Raw genomic sequence first — 13046 nt, 5'->3', positions numbered from 1 at the left:
CCTGCGCGAGCAGCAGAGAGGCGCACGTGTGCCGGAGATCGTGCACGCGCACCCGGCGTACGCCGGCGTCCCGGCACAGGATGGTGAGCATCCGGTTCAGACTGCGGGGGTCGGTGACGCGGCCGGTAGTGGTGGTGAAGATCAGTCCGTTGGGCTGCCCCCGGTGCGGGCTGCCACTTCTTTCCCGCGACCTTGCGTTCCCGCTCCTGCTGGGCCTGGTGCCGCGCAAGGGCCTGCACGCAGGTCTTCGGGAGTGACACGTTACGGACCAGCTTGTTGGCTTCACCTGGACAGTGAGGCGACCTGGACCTTGGCAGTTGATGGCGATCGCAAGGGTCTCGCCCGCCTTGATCCCACCGGGAATCGGGTAGATGGCGTCGCTTTTGACCGCAGTGTCGCTGACCAAGGCCGTAATTCCGTCAGAACTGATCGTCGGTGCCTTGTGGACGGAAGGACTGAGAGGATCCGACGTTGCACTGTCCGACGACGGGATGGGTGATGGAGTGGTACCTCGGACAGGGTGGGTTGCCGAGGTGCTTTCGTGATGACCGGAGCTGCAACTTGCTGTCGCCAAAGCGGCAGCAAACACACAACCGGCTAGGCGGACGGACCGCCGCATGGTCGCCATCAGGCGTTCGACTCCCAGATGTACCAGCCGACGTAATGAGGGGTGTAGCTCGTGACGTTGCTCTTCGAAGTGATTTTGCAGTTTTCGGTTATTACGTAGCTCGTGCCCTGGGTCCGTACACGGTAGACGCCGTACGAAGCGTGGGTAATCTTGTGTGCCGGAGTGTCAGCCTGTATCGAATTGCCCAGCCTTGCTGTCATCGAGGCTGACAGGCTCAAGTCCCACTTGGCCTCGACCTTACCGATCATGGCCTCCACGCTGACGGAAAGATGCCCGGTATACGTCACCCCCACCGTGCCGGAGACCTCGGAAGTGAAGGTCGACTTGGCGTTGTGTGGAGTGTTGTTGGTGTTGGCCTGGGGAGCGCCGACGCCCTTGTGATGGTCCCCGCCCTTGTTGGTGGGAGTGTAGACACGCTGTACCTCGCACCTCTGGGCGCCCGGGTGGTTGCCGTCCCCAGTGCTGTCGCTGCGCGGAATATCGGGCTCAACGTTCACCTGGTCTGCGGGGACGTCCACGAGGTCCGTGTCCGCCGGATCAGTTTCTTGCGGCGGCGCGTTGTTGATCACTGCGCCAGTGTCGGTGGGCGTGTCATCTGCAGATGCGATGCCTCCTCCAGCCCCCAGCGCGATGAGCAGCGCGGCAGAGGCGATGGTTCCAGCACGCTTCGCAGCGAGATGCATGTTCATCTTTTCGCCGTCTCTCCCCCGTGGGAGATGGCATGCCCAGAACACTCATCTATGGCTCTTCAGTTGGTCAAGTAAATGCGAACGATTTGAGGGAGATCTGAGACGCGTAATCAAGGGTTGTTCATCAGTTGCTCAAGAAATGGGAAAGCGGCCCCGATGTGGCGGACATTGGGTATGGCCGGTACACGAGCAGTGGTGAGCGTTTATGGAGCTTTTCAAGCCGCTTGGCCGACCGTAATGGCCGGAACCGCTACGTGAAGGGTGCCCCGCACGACAGCGTGCGGGGTTCCCGTCTGCCAGGTCGGGCCTGGCGGTGTGGAGACTGAGTGCGCGAGCCTACGACACCCTGGATCAGGAAACTCTGGCCGCCCTGGATGATCTGACGCTTCGGGGCTGGTGTGTGGAGCAGGGCACGCGTGTTGTTGCCCTCCTGCTGCGCCTTCCGGAAAGGCTTCCCGTCTCACAGATGGTTCCTAGTCTCCTTAGCCAGAATTCTGGGGAGTCCTTTCGAGACTTGGGCCTCTACGATGAGGTATGGCAGTGTGTCAAGCCGTCCTTTGCCCATTCTGTTCCTGATGTACTGCGTCGAGGGTACGTGGAGGTGCTGCTGTGACACCGACACCGGATGTACCCATGCCTGACCCGTCAGACAAGGACGCGGTTCGCGCCTGGATGAGGCATATTCGTAACCTTCGGGCTCACGGATCACGCGAAAAGCCGCGCACACCAGCCGAATTTGCCGCGATTCAACGGAGCCGACTACTAAAATCCGTAGAGGTTTCTATAGAGGAGACACGGCGCCGCCTTGATGTGGCGTTGACTGGATCACCTACCGCCCAACACAGTCCCGGTTTCAACGCTCGGATCGTTCCTAACTAATCTCCAGGAATCGGTTTCTGCCGTCGCTCAAGCCCTGACAGGGCGAGCGACCAGATTTGCATCGATTCCTCGCGATATTCGCGAAGCAACCGCCCTAAGCGCGGCTGCTACTTTTCTTCGGCACCCCCCAAGACCATGCGATAGCGCTTCATTTCCGCTGCTGTGCGAAAAGGGCAAGGTTTTGCCCACGATGAACGAGATACACATGTCGGGGAACCACTCCACTAGTTCTCTGCATTTCACTTCGGAGCCCGGCGTCACGTGGTCGTTCGCAGTCGGCTGGGATCCTGATCCGCCCAAGCAGCAGTAAGTCGTCCGCCTCGTCACCAGCTCGACCGGAGTCCCATGGTGCTTTTCGAGCTGGCCGCCGGCGTAACCGCCTAGTCACCGGCCAGTGGCACCGGCGGGCGCGACGCTGAGGCGATCCGTCTACCAAGGCAGACAGATCCCGTGCCGATTTCGTGCAGAACGGGCGGCGACTCACGGGGAACCGCAGGGCCGAGCGGGGCGACGAGATGAGACCGGCCTAAGTGCGGACCACGCAGGTCACGCCCGTGATCGTCCAACCTCGCTCCTTAAAGCGGGTGTTGGTTGCCTCGTTGTCCTGGTCATTGTCCAGTGCGCCCACGGCCACCACCGTTCATGGAAGTATGCGCATCCCGTCTGACCTGCCCTGCGGACCCCTGCGAACGCTCCCGGACAGTCGCGCGGACAGTTGGAAAGCGTGTTGGGGAGAATCCGTCGAATCCGTTTGGGCGATCGGGGCACGCCAACATGCGATGTACCGCGCGCGACCTGCGGAAACGGTGCACCAGCCTGACATCAACCGGTGACATCAACAGTCACGCACGCCAGCGCACAAGGGCAGACCGCTGTCCGTCGAACGTCGCGGATTGGCAGTGCTGAGAAGATGGTCAGCGGCTGGCCCATCCGAGGTGAACACGCCTACGGTCAGAAGGTTGCAGGTTCGAATCCTGCCGAGTGCACAGCAGACCAGAGGCCCTGTGGAGAGACCCACAGGGCCTCTGACTTTTGCCCTGACGGCAGTGTCCGACGGCAACCGTTTCCGCGAGCGGGCGAGCGGTTCACTCGGACGCTCCGAGGACACTCGCCGGACCGCCGTCTCGTCCGGCCCGTCGCCGACACCCTCAGTCCACCTCGAGGCGGGACGGTCGAAGCTGGACCCCCGACTGCCCCCGTACCGTAGAGGTCAGGCCCTTCGCACCTGGCTGGAAGTTCCAGGTGTCCCGCTCCCATTAGTGGTACGCGAAGTCATTGAGACCGAGCCGGTGCAGCACGGCGCCTTCGCGGGCGGCGGCGAGCGCCGTCCAGGGTTGGGCGGGCTCAGTCGGGCGTAGACGGTTCAGAGGCCGTCGGCCGGCGTCACCTGTCTCTTCCGGGGCTTCGTGGGTCCCGCCTCTGCCGGGGCACTCTCCTCCACCAGGCCAGACCCATGGGCAGGCCTCCCGGAGCCCGAATCCGTGATGAGTCAGTGCTGTCACATCATCAGGACCCCAGAAGCGACGGTGTGTTGTGTCGACACGGTGCTGAACCCATGGGCCGTGCAAGCCGTCGGGCATCCCCACTGGCAGGCGACGCCATGCCGTCGCAACTCTTCCGGCCTCAATACAGCTCTTTTGGGCGCGGGAGTGATTTATTGAGGTAAGTGAAGTTATGTCTGGATTACGTGCGATGTGTTGCGAGCTCGGCGGCAGCCACCCGACCGAGCCGCATCGAGCGCTCGGAAGCCTGGCGACCGCGTTCAACGGTGACAAGAAAGGACTGGTCCATGGCAGTGGATGCCACCCCCTCCGCTCCCCCTGGCAGACGCCGAAGGCTGAGATTCAGAGCGACTGTCGTCACGCTGCCCGTGGTCGCGTTGCTGATGTCGATCACGTTGATCTCGAACCTCGCGAGCGCAGCTGAGGCCCCGGTGGGGCTGGGAACCGACCTGAGCTACGCGGTCTTGGCCGGTTCAGCGGTCACGAACACGGGCCCTACGGTCGTCAACGGCGACCTGGGAGTCAGTCCCGGCTCCTCGGTGACGGGCTTCCCGCCCGGAATCGTGAACGGGGTGCAGCACGTCGCCGATGCCGCCGCCGCTCAGGCCCAGTCCGATCTGACCACTGCCTACAACGACGCGGCCGGCAGAACACCGACCACCATCCTGACCTCCCCGGGCGACATCGGCGGACTCACGCTGACGCCTGGCGTCTACAAGGCTTCGTCGTCGCTGAACCTCACCGGGACGGTCACTCTTGACGCCCAGGGTGACCCCAACGCCGTCTTCATCTTCCAGATCGGCTCCACTCTGATCACGGCGCCGGCGAGCAACGTCCTGCTGGTCAACGGGGCACAGGCCTGCAACGTGTTCTGGCAGGTGGGGAGCTCGGCCACCCTTGACACGAATTCCTTCTTCAAGGGCAACATTCTGGCCCTGACGTCCATCACGGTGAATACCAACGCCGCGGTCGAGGGTCGGGCGCTGGCGCGTAATGGCGCGGTCACCCTGGACAGCAACGTGATCACGAGGGCGGTCTGCATGACGGGCCCGCCCGGTCCGTCTGGGCCTCCTGGGCCGTCTGGGCCTCCTGGGCCGTCCGGGTCTCCCGGTCCGTCTGGGCCTCCTGGGCCGTCTGGGCCTCCTGGGCCGTCCGGGTCTCCCGGTCCGTCTGGGCCTCCTGGGCCGTCTGGGCCTCCCGGTCCGTCCGGGTCTCCCGGTCCGTCTGGGCCTCCCGGTCCGTCTGGGCCTCCTGGGCCGTCCGGACCTCCTGGGCCGTCCGGGCCCCCTGGGCCGACCAAGTCCCCCAAGCCTCCCAAGCCGACCAAGACCCCTAAGCCTCCCAAGCCGACCAAGACCCCCAAGCCGACCAAGACCCCCAAGCCTGGCCACCAGGGTGGTTGGAGCTAGGACGACGGCCACAAGGGCTGGAAGAGCACCACAAGTGTCGCGGTTCTGGCCCCGGCGCGGTTGCGTCGGGGCCATGCTGTCGGCATACGGGGCGAGTGGCCCGGGGAGCCGGTCGTGCGCGCCGCGAGCAGTGGCCTTGACGCGTGGAAGAAAGCCGGCGGACCCCGTGTGACCACGACCCCCGATCAGAAGGTCGCGGGTTCGAATCCCGCCGAGTGCGCACAGGTGAGAGGCCCCGGAGAGATCCGGGGCCTCTTGCGTTTCCGGGATGTGCGGCGGCCGCGATGAGGGCTGGCTCAGGTGTTGGGGCGCTTGCCGTGGTTGGCCTTCTTCTTCTTGCGGGCGCGCCGCTTGTTCGCTCGCTTGGCCATGGTGCATACCTCCCTGATTCGGGATCTTCCACCCTCGGTCAGTCTAGATTCGGCCCGGGGTGCCCGCATCGGGGGTGCCGCGGACACCTCTCCCGCGTACCGGCGCCCCGGAACGCTGTCCGCCGTCCGTTCCGGATTTCTCTGACTATTATCAGAGAATGGAGCGAGAGCAGATCGATGCCGTGCGCAGGTTCAACCGGGTGGTCACGCAGCGGGTCGGTGCTCTGGACGACGCGTATCTGTCGCGGGACCGTTCGCTCGGCCTGTCGCGCCTTCTGTGGGAGATCGAGCCCGACGGATCCGAGGTGCGCGTTCTCCGCTCGCGACTGGGTCTGGACTCCGGCTATCTGAGCCGGCAGCTGCGGCGACTGGAGTCGGACGGCCTGGTGACCACGGACCCGGACCCGCAGGACGGACGGGTGCGGAAGGTACGGCTGACCGGCGCCGGCATCGCGGAGCGGGCGGTGCTGGACCGTGCGTCGGACGGGCTCGCGGAGTCGGTCCTCGGTCCTCTGACCGATGGTCAGCGGGGGCGCCTGGTGACGGCGATGGCGGAGGTGGGGCGGCTGCTGCTGGCCTCACAGGTGCGGATCGAGATCACGAGCCCGCGCGACCCCGACGCCCGGTACTGCCTGCGTTCCTATTTCGAGGAACTGGGACGGCGCTTCGACACCGGCTTCGACCCCGCCCGGAGCCTGTCGGCGAGCGACGAGGAGATGACGCTGCCGGACGGACTGCTGCTGGTGGCGAGCGCGCAGGGTACTCCGGTGGGGTGCGGGGCGCTCAAGCTCCATCCCGGGACGCGGATCGCCGAGGTGAAGCGGATGTGGACGTCCCCGGACGTGCGCGGCCTCGGCCTCGGCCGCCGCATCGTCGAGCGGCTCGCGGACGAGGCGGTCGACCGCGGCATGAAGACGCTACGGCTGGAGACGAACCGCACGCTCGCGGAGGCCAGACGCCTCTACGAGACCGCGGGATTCGTGGAGGTCGAGGCCTTCAGCGCGGAGCAGTACGCCGACCACTGGTTCGAGCGGGACCTCGAACGCTGACGGGAGCGGCCCGGTCCCCGTGGGCAAGGCAGTCGAGAAGAAAAGCAGTCTGGGATATACGAACCTGATTGGGCCGGAAACGCCAGGTCAGCGGCATGATGTGAGGGTTCGCTTGTGGATCTGTGCCGACAACCACAGCGAAACGGGCCACGCGTAGGCTCATACTGAGCCATGACAAAGCCTGCGGCGCCGAAGCGCCATCTGCCCACCAGCCCCTTCAAGGCCCCGGTCGCGCCGGCCCCCAAGCACTTCTCCGTGGGCGACCAGGTCACTCATGACGTGTACGGACTCGGCCGGGTGATCGGTGTCGAGGACGGAACCGCGGCGCTCGTGGACTTCGGCTCGGCGCAAATGCGGATCCTGAGCCCGTACGCCAAGATGACCAAGCTGTAGGACCGCTGTGCCCGGTCACGGCACGCCAGGTCCCGTCAGGGACCTGTAACGAAAGGCAGACCTCTCATCGACTCGACGTCGCTGTTCTCCGCCGTGGAAGGGCAACCCCGCCGCTCCACCGCAGTATCGCCGCCTCCGACGATCAAGCCCTTCCAGGCCCCGGACTTCGGAGAGGACGAGATCTCCTGGTCCGAGGTCGCGCAGGAGCCCGACCAGGGCACGCCTGCGGCCCGCTCCAAGGCTGCGTAGCACCGACAGCAAAGGCCCCGGGTTCGTCCGGGGCCTTTGGCGTTGCGGGGGCGGCGAAGTGACCGCCTGTTTCCGGCCTGCGAGGGGTGGCCGGGGCGGACCGTGAGGTAGGTCCACCCGGTCCATGTGCTGCCGGTCCGGGCGCCCATGGACGGTGGGGTGTAGCGGGCGCGCACGCGGTAGCGGTCGTTGCTCGTGGAGGGCTTGAGGGACCGGCCGTAGCCGTACGAGCCGTCGGCGTACAGGAGGACGCAGCTCTTCGAGGTCACCTGTTGCCAGGACCCCGCGTGGCAGTGCTCGACGTACACCGACGCGCAGCCGCTGGACTGGCGCGGCGTGACCAGGTTCGTCGAAGCCCATGTTCACTTCGGGCTTGCAGAAGACCTGACAGGCGCTGGAGCCGATGCGGGTGGTCGAGAGCGGCCACTGCAGCTGCGTCCGGGCCGTCGGCGTGGGCGTCGTGGCGGTGGTCACCGTGCGTGCCGCGTAGCGGTGGTCACCGGCGAACGAGGCGCTCAGGACGGTGTTCCGGGTGATCTTGTACGACGCCGCGACCGGGAGGTGGGCCGTGGCTCACGCCGTGGCGGGGACGCCGGTGCGGCCGCGGAGGGTCCGGCCGCGCAGGACGATGATGCCCAGCCGGACGACGGCCTCGCTGACGGCCATGAGGACCAGGGCGGCGACCCATGCCTGTGCGCTGGTGATGTCGTGGGCGGCCGAGAAGCGGGCTATGCGGGTCTCGCCGGAGGCGTGCGAGGTCCAGACCGCGAAGCCCAGCCGGAAGCCCATGCTGAGTACCCACAGGGCCGCCGCGCCCAGGGTCGCCTTGACCCGTACGTGCCCGTCCGCGAAGCGGACCCGGGTGAGCAGGCCGCCGGCCACGCCGCAGGCGATGCCGATCCCGGCGAACGCCGCTGTGAGAACGAGGTCGTTGCCCGCTGTCGGGATGTCGTGCAGGTAGCTGGTCGCCACCCAGGTGATCAGTCCCAGCGGCAGCAGCAGTCTGAAGGCCGTCAGTCTCTCCTCCCGCATCTGCCTGATGACCACGAGGATGAGTGCCACATCGATGATCCAGTCCGAAATCGTCATGCCTCGACTATCCGGTTCCGGCCCCGTCCGGCACGTGGACCCATGGGTGGAAGCAGGGTGGAAAACGGGTGGATGCGGCTGCTCTACCCGGGGGAGGACAGCCGTTGCAGGGATTCGTGGGCGAGGCTCGTCGCGCGGGTGAACCAGTCGGTGAGGGTGGCCAGTTCGTCGGGTGTGTAGTCGGCGAAGAGATCGGTGAGGCGTCGGTAGTGGTCGGCGTACACCGTTCCGACGCGGCTGACCGCGTCCGGGACCGCGGCCACCCGGACCCGGCGGCGGTCGTCGGGATCGGGGCGCCGGGTCACGTAGCCCGCGCGTTCCAGGCGGTTGAGGATGCCCGTCACCGCGCCCGTCGTCACATGGGCCCGGGCGGCCAGGTCGCCCGCGGTCAGCAGGTCCTCGCCCGCCTCCAGGACGAAGCCGAAACAGGTGAGGTCCGTGACGCTGACCCCGAGCCGCCGGGCCAGCTCCTGCTGGCCGATCAGATGGGCCGCGATGAGGTGGTCCATCGCGGACAGCGCGCGGGCGGGGTCCGCGGGCGGTCGCGGCTTGCCGTGCATGGGCGTTCCCGATTCCTTGGAGATGCGCCGGTCCTCTGGCGAATTCCCTTAGCGTGTGAGAGATATAGGGGGTAAATTTCTAAGCCAGTGAGAGAGTCTAGTCGTCCTCGCGCCGGACGCCGTGTCTGCGCCGCCGGTGAAGTCACCGCTGCCTGGGAAGGGGAGGCGGGTAAGTGAGTCTGCACGATGAAGGTCACACGGTTGCGGGGTGGACGGGTACCGCGATCGCGACCGCGGGAAGCGGTCTGCTGGGGTGGGGGGTGTGTGCCGTCTCGGTCCCGGCCCTGGTCGCAGGAGGCGCGGTGACCGCCGTGAGCGTCCTGGTCACCTGGTATCTGCACCTCGCGGGCTGGGGCAAGCCGCCCGGCCCCCGGCCCCGGGCGCGGTGGGCCCTCGGCGCCCGGGACACCGGCGCACGCGACGGCCACCCCGGATGCGTGGGGTGCCGGCTCGCGGGCCGGGGGCGGCGTGCCGGGTCGGTCCTCGAACCGATGGCCACCGCGGGGGAGGCCGATCCGGCGACCGCCCGAGCAGGGGGCTGACCGGGAGCCGGCACCCAACGCCGGGCCCCGCTCGGCCCTGCTCGGCTCCACCCCGCTCCACCCCGCTCCACCCCGCTCCACCCGGCCCGCCCCGCTCCGCCCGCGTTGTCAGTGCCGCCCTCTACGCTCGTGAGCGATGGCACAGGTGTGGAGATGTTCGGGGCTGCGGTGGTCGGACGACGGGCCCGTGCTGATGTGGAGCGGCGGGCGGCGCAGTGTGCTCGGGCCGGGCAGGCGCGTCGCCTTCCGTACGGCCGGCGGAGGCGGGGCGCGGGAGTGCGTGGGGGCGCGCGGGCACCCCTGCGCGGTCCGCGCGTCCGTGTCCGGGCGGAGTACCGGCGCGCGCTGCGAGGAGTGTGCCCGACTGGACCGGGCCCACTCGGTGGCGGCCGACGGCATCGCCGACGACCCGCGGCCGTACCACGTGTATCTCGCGTGGTTCGGGCCCGGGATGGTCAAGGTCGGGATCACCGCCGTCGAGCGCGGGCCGGCGCGGCTGCTGGAACAGGGGGCCGTGTGCTTCAGCTGGCTGGGCGCCGGGCCGCTGATGGCCGCGCGGCGGGCCGAGGAGCTGTTGCGGGCCGCGCTCAAGGTGCCCGACCGGATCCCCTACGGCGCCAAGCGCGTCGTACGGGCCGCTCTGCCCGGGAGTGACACCGAGCGGGCCGCCGAAGTCGTCGTGGCGCACGCGCGAGCGCTGGCGCTCGGGGCGTGGCCGGAGGCGCTCGTGCCCGAGCCCTGCCAAGTCGTGGACCATGTCCGGGTGTTCGGGCTGGACGCGGCGCCCGCCGCCGTCGGTGAGGTGGTCGAGCTGGTCCCGGGCGGTGTGGTCAGCGGTGAACTCGTCGCGGCCGCCGGCCCGGATCTGCATCTCGCCACCCGGCGAGGCGTCGTCGTCCTTGACACGCGCTTGCTGCCCGGGTGGGAGCTGGCCGCCGCCGGGGCGGAGGACGAGGGTGAAATGAGCGTGCCCGTACGCGAGTTCACGGCACCCCAGGAGGGGCTGTTCTGAACCGCGGCGGACACCCGGAACGGACCTGCCGAGGACCGCCAGGAGTAGTCCGGAGCCGTCCGGCAGGCGCTGCGCGGGCCGCCCCGTTACGCTCTCACCAGCGGTTCGCCGAGGTCTCGTCGGCGGGCCGGGACGCACACCGGACGTACACGGTCCGCACAGCCCGGAGGGCGGGCACGGGTACGGTTCCGTGCGTGGGTGAGGGGACTCCCAGGCGTTCCCTGAGAGGTACCTGTGTGTTTCTCAGGGAAAACACAGATTGCCGAAAGCGTGTTCTCAGAGGACCCCGACAAGGTGTCCGCCATGACCACGACCTCGCCCCAGGGGCGCACCGAACTGCTGAGGCCGGACGGGAGCCCCGTCCGAGTGCTTGTGGTGGACGACGAGCTGTCGATCACCGAACTCCTTTCCATGGCCCTGCGTTACGAGGGCTGGCAGATCAGGAGCGCGGGTGACGGCACGGGTGCCGTCCAGACCGCCCGGGAGTTCCGGCCCGACGCCGTCGTCCTCGACATGATGCTGCCCGACATGGACGGCCTCGCCGTTCTCGGTCGCCTGCGGCGCGAACTGCCCGACGTGCCGGTGCTGTTCCTCACCGCGAAGGACGCGGTGGAGGACCGGATCGCCGGTCTCACCGCGGGCGGCGACGACTACGTCACCAAACCCTTCAGCCTCGAAGAGGTCGTGGCACGGCTGCGCGGGCTGATCCGCCGCTCGGGCGCCGCCGACCGCCGGTCGGAGTCGGTGCTCGTCGTCGGCGACCTCACCCTGGACGAGGACAGCCACGAGGTCTCGCGGGCGGGTGACTCGATCCACCTCACCGCCACCGAGTTCGAGCTGCTGCGCTTCCTCATGCGCAACCCGCGGCGCGTGCTCAGCAAGGCCCAGATCCTGGACCGTGTGTGGTCCTACGACTTCGGCGGACAGGCCAATGTGGTCGAGCTCTACATCTCGTACCTGCGCAGGAAGATAGACGCAGGCCGGGAGCCGATGATCCACACCCGGCGTGGGGCCGGTTATCTGATCAAGCCCGCCGCGTCATGAGCGGGCGACGACGGCCGCGGGCGCAGAAGCGACTGGTAGGTCAGCCGCGCACACTGCGGACCCGGCTCGTCGTCGTGTCCGTGACCCTGATCGCCGTGGTCTGCGCGGTGATCGGGACCGTCACCACCCTGGTGCTGCGCGACCACCTGTACGGGCAGCTGAACGGCAACCTGCGCGAGGTCGCGCTGCGCGCGGCCGGCGGACCCGTGGGCGGCTTCGACGGCAAGGGCGACCCCCCGGGCGGCAACGTCCCCACCCTCAAGCCGAAGCAGACGAAGGGCCTCGGCGACTTCGTCACCCAGGGGCCGCAGCCGCAGCGGACCGTCGCGGCCCAGGTCGAGAACGGGTCGATCACCAGCGGCAAGGTCGGCACCAAGGAGAACAACTCCGCCGGCTTCACCCAGATGACCCCCGAGGATCTCGACGAGGCCCAGATCAAGGCCCTCGGTTCCGTCTCCCAGGACCAGCGGGCGCACACGGTCGACCTCCCGGGCCTCGGCACCTACCAGGTCCAGTACGTCGTGGGCAACAACGGCACCTTCTACGTCGGCATCCCGACCTCCGACGTGGACGGCACGATCAACACCCTGATCATCGTCGAGATCAGCCTCACCCTCTCCGGTCTGATCGCCGCCTGCCTCGCCGGCACCGTCATGGTCGGCGTGGCGACCCGCCCGCTGCGCAGGGTCGCCAGCACCGCCACCCGCGTCTCCGAACTCCCCCTGCACACCGGCGAGGTCAACCTCAGCGAGCGGGTCCCGGAGGCGGAGTGCGACCCGCACACCGAGGTCGGCCAGGTCGGCGCCGCGCTCAACCGCATGCTCAACCACGTGCACGGCGCCCTGCACGCCCGCCAGCAGAGCGAGATGCGGGTACGGCAGTTCGTCGCCGACGCCAGCCACGAGCTGCGCACCCCGCTCGCCTCCATCCGCGGCTACGCCGAACTGACCCGGCGGGGCCGGGAGGAGGTCGGGCCCGACACCCGGCACGCCCTCGGCCGTATCGAGTCCGAGGCCGGCCGGATGACCCTCCTGGTCGAGGACCTGCTGCTGCTCGCCCGGCTGGACGCGGGCCGCCCGCTGCAGTTCGAGCACACCGACCTCATCCCGCTCGTCGTCGACACCATCAGCGACTCGCGCGCGGCCGGCATGGACCACAACTGGCGCCTCGACCTGCCCGACGAACCGGCCCTGGTGGCCGCCGACTCGGCCCGGATCCAGCAGGTGCTGGTCAACCTGCTCGGCAACGCGCGCAAGCACACCCCGCCGGGGACCACCGTCACCGCCCGCATCCAGCGCCGCGGGCCCTGGCTGTGCGTGGACGTCGAGGACAACGGGCAGGGCGTTCCGCCGGAGCTCCTGCCGCACGTCTTCGAGCGGTTCGCGCGCGGCGACTCCGCGCGCTCGCGGTCCAGCGGGTCCACCGGTCTGGGGCTCGCCATCGTGCAGGCCGTCGCGTCCGCGCACGGCGGTGCCGTCACCGTGGACAGCGTCCCCGGCTGCACGGTGTTCACCCTCTACCTGCCCGCGCTCGCCCCCGCGGCCCCGCAGCCGGACCCCGAAACGAACTGGCAATCGCACTCACAGGCCCAGCACAGTGCCACCACATGGGTGCAACAGGGCGCCTGACC

Annotated in this window: 12 protein-coding genes and 2 pseudogenes; 8 read left to right on the top strand and 6 right to left on the bottom strand. The window is 68.3% G+C overall.

Annotated features, from left to right (window positions below; genetic code table 11):
• Nucleotides 1-4: 4 nt before the first annotated feature.
• The 3 genes and pseudogenes from ACZ4O3_RS18260 to ACZ4O3_RS18250 all read right to left on the bottom strand — a co-directional run.
• Nucleotides 5-619 (bottom strand): annotated as a pseudogene (locus ACZ4O3_RS18260) (hypothetical protein); the annotation flags it as partial.
• An 8-nt stretch (nucleotides 620-627) separates the two neighbouring features.
• Nucleotides 628-1317: a hypothetical protein gene (locus ACZ4O3_RS18255; protein ID WP_362722622.1), complete on the bottom strand. Its 690-nt coding sequence runs from the start codon at nucleotides 1315-1317 to the stop codon at nucleotides 628-630.
• 2138 nt (nucleotides 1318-3455) lie between these two features.
• Nucleotides 3456-3539 (bottom strand): annotated as a pseudogene (locus ACZ4O3_RS18250) (protein kinase); the annotation flags it as partial.
• A 446-nt stretch (nucleotides 3540-3985) separates the two neighbouring features.
• On the opposite strand from ACZ4O3_RS18250, the gene ACZ4O3_RS18245 reads away from it, so the two are divergent.
• A complete protein-coding gene (locus tag ACZ4O3_RS18245) occupies nucleotides 3986-5107 on the top strand; it encodes an ice-binding family protein (protein ID WP_467722959.1) in 1122 nt (373 codons plus the stop codon).
• 296 nt (nucleotides 5108-5403) lie between these two features.
• On the opposite strand, the gene ACZ4O3_RS18240 is transcribed toward ACZ4O3_RS18245, so the two are convergent.
• Nucleotides 5404-5478, bottom strand: coding sequence for a 50S ribosomal protein bL37 (locus ACZ4O3_RS18240; RefSeq protein WP_384991109.1), 75 nt, complete (start codon nucleotides 5476-5478; stop codon nucleotides 5404-5406).
• Between the two features lie 158 nt (nucleotides 5479-5636).
• Here ACZ4O3_RS18240 and ACZ4O3_RS18235 point away from each other — a divergent pair, with 158 nt between their 5' ends.
• The 3 genes from ACZ4O3_RS18235 to ACZ4O3_RS18225 all read left to right on the top strand — a co-directional run bounded on the left by ACZ4O3_RS18235 (nucleotide 5637) and on the right by ACZ4O3_RS18225 (nucleotide 7169).
• Nucleotides 5637-6527 (top strand): bifunctional helix-turn-helix transcriptional regulator/GNAT family N-acetyltransferase, encoded by an 891-nt coding sequence (locus tag ACZ4O3_RS18235; RefSeq protein ID WP_467722957.1) that lies wholly within the window; start codon nucleotides 5637-5639, stop codon nucleotides 6525-6527.
• A 171-nt stretch (nucleotides 6528-6698) separates the two neighbouring features.
• Nucleotides 6699-6920 carry a hypothetical protein gene (locus tag ACZ4O3_RS18230; protein WP_362728991.1) on the top strand — a complete coding sequence of 74 codons (222 nt, stop codon included), beginning with the start codon at nucleotides 6699-6701 and terminating at the stop codon, nucleotides 6918-6920.
• Nucleotides 6921-7013: 93 nt separating this feature from the next.
• The gene (locus ACZ4O3_RS18225) at nucleotides 7014-7169 is read left to right on the top strand and encodes a hypothetical protein (RefSeq protein WP_362728993.1); all 156 of its coding nucleotides are present in this window, start codon (nucleotides 7014-7016) and stop codon (nucleotides 7167-7169) included.
• Nucleotides 7170-7742: 573 nt separating this feature from the next.
• Here ACZ4O3_RS18225 and ACZ4O3_RS18220 read toward each other — a convergent pair.
• Both ACZ4O3_RS18220 and ACZ4O3_RS18215 read right to left on the bottom strand, forming a co-directional pair.
• Nucleotides 7743-8258, bottom strand: a complete 516-nt coding sequence (locus ACZ4O3_RS18220; RefSeq protein ID WP_362728995.1) for a hypothetical protein — start codon at nucleotides 8256-8258, stop codon at nucleotides 7743-7745.
• Between the two features lie 83 nt (nucleotides 8259-8341).
• Nucleotides 8342-8818, bottom strand: coding sequence for a MarR family winged helix-turn-helix transcriptional regulator (locus ACZ4O3_RS18215; protein WP_362728997.1), 477 nt, complete (start codon nucleotides 8816-8818; stop codon nucleotides 8342-8344).
• 173 nt (nucleotides 8819-8991) lie between these two features.
• Between ACZ4O3_RS18215 and ACZ4O3_RS18210 the strand changes: the two genes are divergently transcribed.
• From ACZ4O3_RS18210 to ACZ4O3_RS18195, 4 genes are all read left to right on the top strand, one after another.
• A complete protein-coding gene (locus ACZ4O3_RS18210; protein ID WP_384990887.1) occupies nucleotides 8992-9360 on the top strand; it encodes an HGxxPAAW family protein in 369 nt (122 codons plus the stop codon).
• Between the two features lie 136 nt (nucleotides 9361-9496).
• Complete coding sequence (locus ACZ4O3_RS18205; protein ID WP_384990884.1) at nucleotides 9497-10372, top strand: DUF2797 domain-containing protein; 876 nt, start codon at nucleotides 9497-9499, stop codon at nucleotides 10370-10372.
• A 303-nt stretch (nucleotides 10373-10675) separates the two neighbouring features.
• The gene (locus tag ACZ4O3_RS18200) at nucleotides 10676-11416 is read left to right on the top strand and encodes a response regulator transcription factor (protein WP_362727682.1); all 741 of its coding nucleotides are present in this window, start codon (nucleotides 10676-10678) and stop codon (nucleotides 11414-11416) included.
• Nucleotides 11413-13044 carry an ATP-binding protein gene (locus ACZ4O3_RS18195; protein ID WP_467722954.1) on the top strand — a complete coding sequence of 544 codons (1632 nt, stop codon included), beginning with the start codon at nucleotides 11413-11415 and terminating at the stop codon, nucleotides 13042-13044. The genes ACZ4O3_RS18200 and ACZ4O3_RS18195 overlap by 4 nt, the downstream gene beginning before the upstream one ends.
• Nucleotides 13045-13046 lie beyond the last annotated feature (2 nt).

Source organism: Streptomyces sp. NPDC026515 (genome assembly GCF_055567595.1).
Note: the sequence above shows the minus strand (reverse complement) of the source record. Positions and strands in the feature narration are given on the sequence as shown.

What these genes read in the sequence shown, in the direction of transcription:
- ACZ4O3_RS18230 (WP_362728991.1), top strand. Translation starts at nt 6,699, where the DNA reads ATGACAAAGCCTGCGGCGCCGAAGCGCCATCTGCCCACCAGCCCCTTC.
- ACZ4O3_RS18215 (WP_362728997.1), bottom strand. Translation starts at nt 8,818, where the DNA reads ATGCACGGCAAGCCGCGACCGCCCGCGGACCCCGCCCGCGCGCTGTCC.
- ACZ4O3_RS18255 (WP_362722622.1), bottom strand. Translation starts at nt 1,317, where the DNA reads ATGAACATGCATCTCGCTGCGAAGCGTGCTGGAACCATCGCCTCTGCC.
- ACZ4O3_RS18245 (WP_467722959.1), top strand. Translation starts at nt 3,986, where the DNA reads ATGGCAGTGGATGCCACCCCCTCCGCTCCCCCTGGCAGACGCCGAAGG.
- ACZ4O3_RS18220 (WP_362728995.1), bottom strand. Translation starts at nt 8,258, where the DNA reads ATGACGATTTCGGACTGGATCATCGATGTGGCACTCATCCTCGTGGTC.
- ACZ4O3_RS18235 (WP_467722957.1), top strand. Translation starts at nt 5,637, where the DNA reads ATGGAGCGAGAGCAGATCGATGCCGTGCGCAGGTTCAACCGGGTGGTC.
- ACZ4O3_RS18200 (WP_362727682.1), top strand. Translation starts at nt 10,676, where the DNA reads ATGACCACGACCTCGCCCCAGGGGCGCACCGAACTGCTGAGGCCGGAC.
- ACZ4O3_RS18205 (WP_384990884.1), top strand. Translation starts at nt 9,497, where the DNA reads ATGGCACAGGTGTGGAGATGTTCGGGGCTGCGGTGGTCGGACGACGGG.
- ACZ4O3_RS18195 (WP_467722954.1), top strand. Translation starts at nt 11,413, where the DNA reads ATGAGCGGGCGACGACGGCCGCGGGCGCAGAAGCGACTGGTAGGTCAG.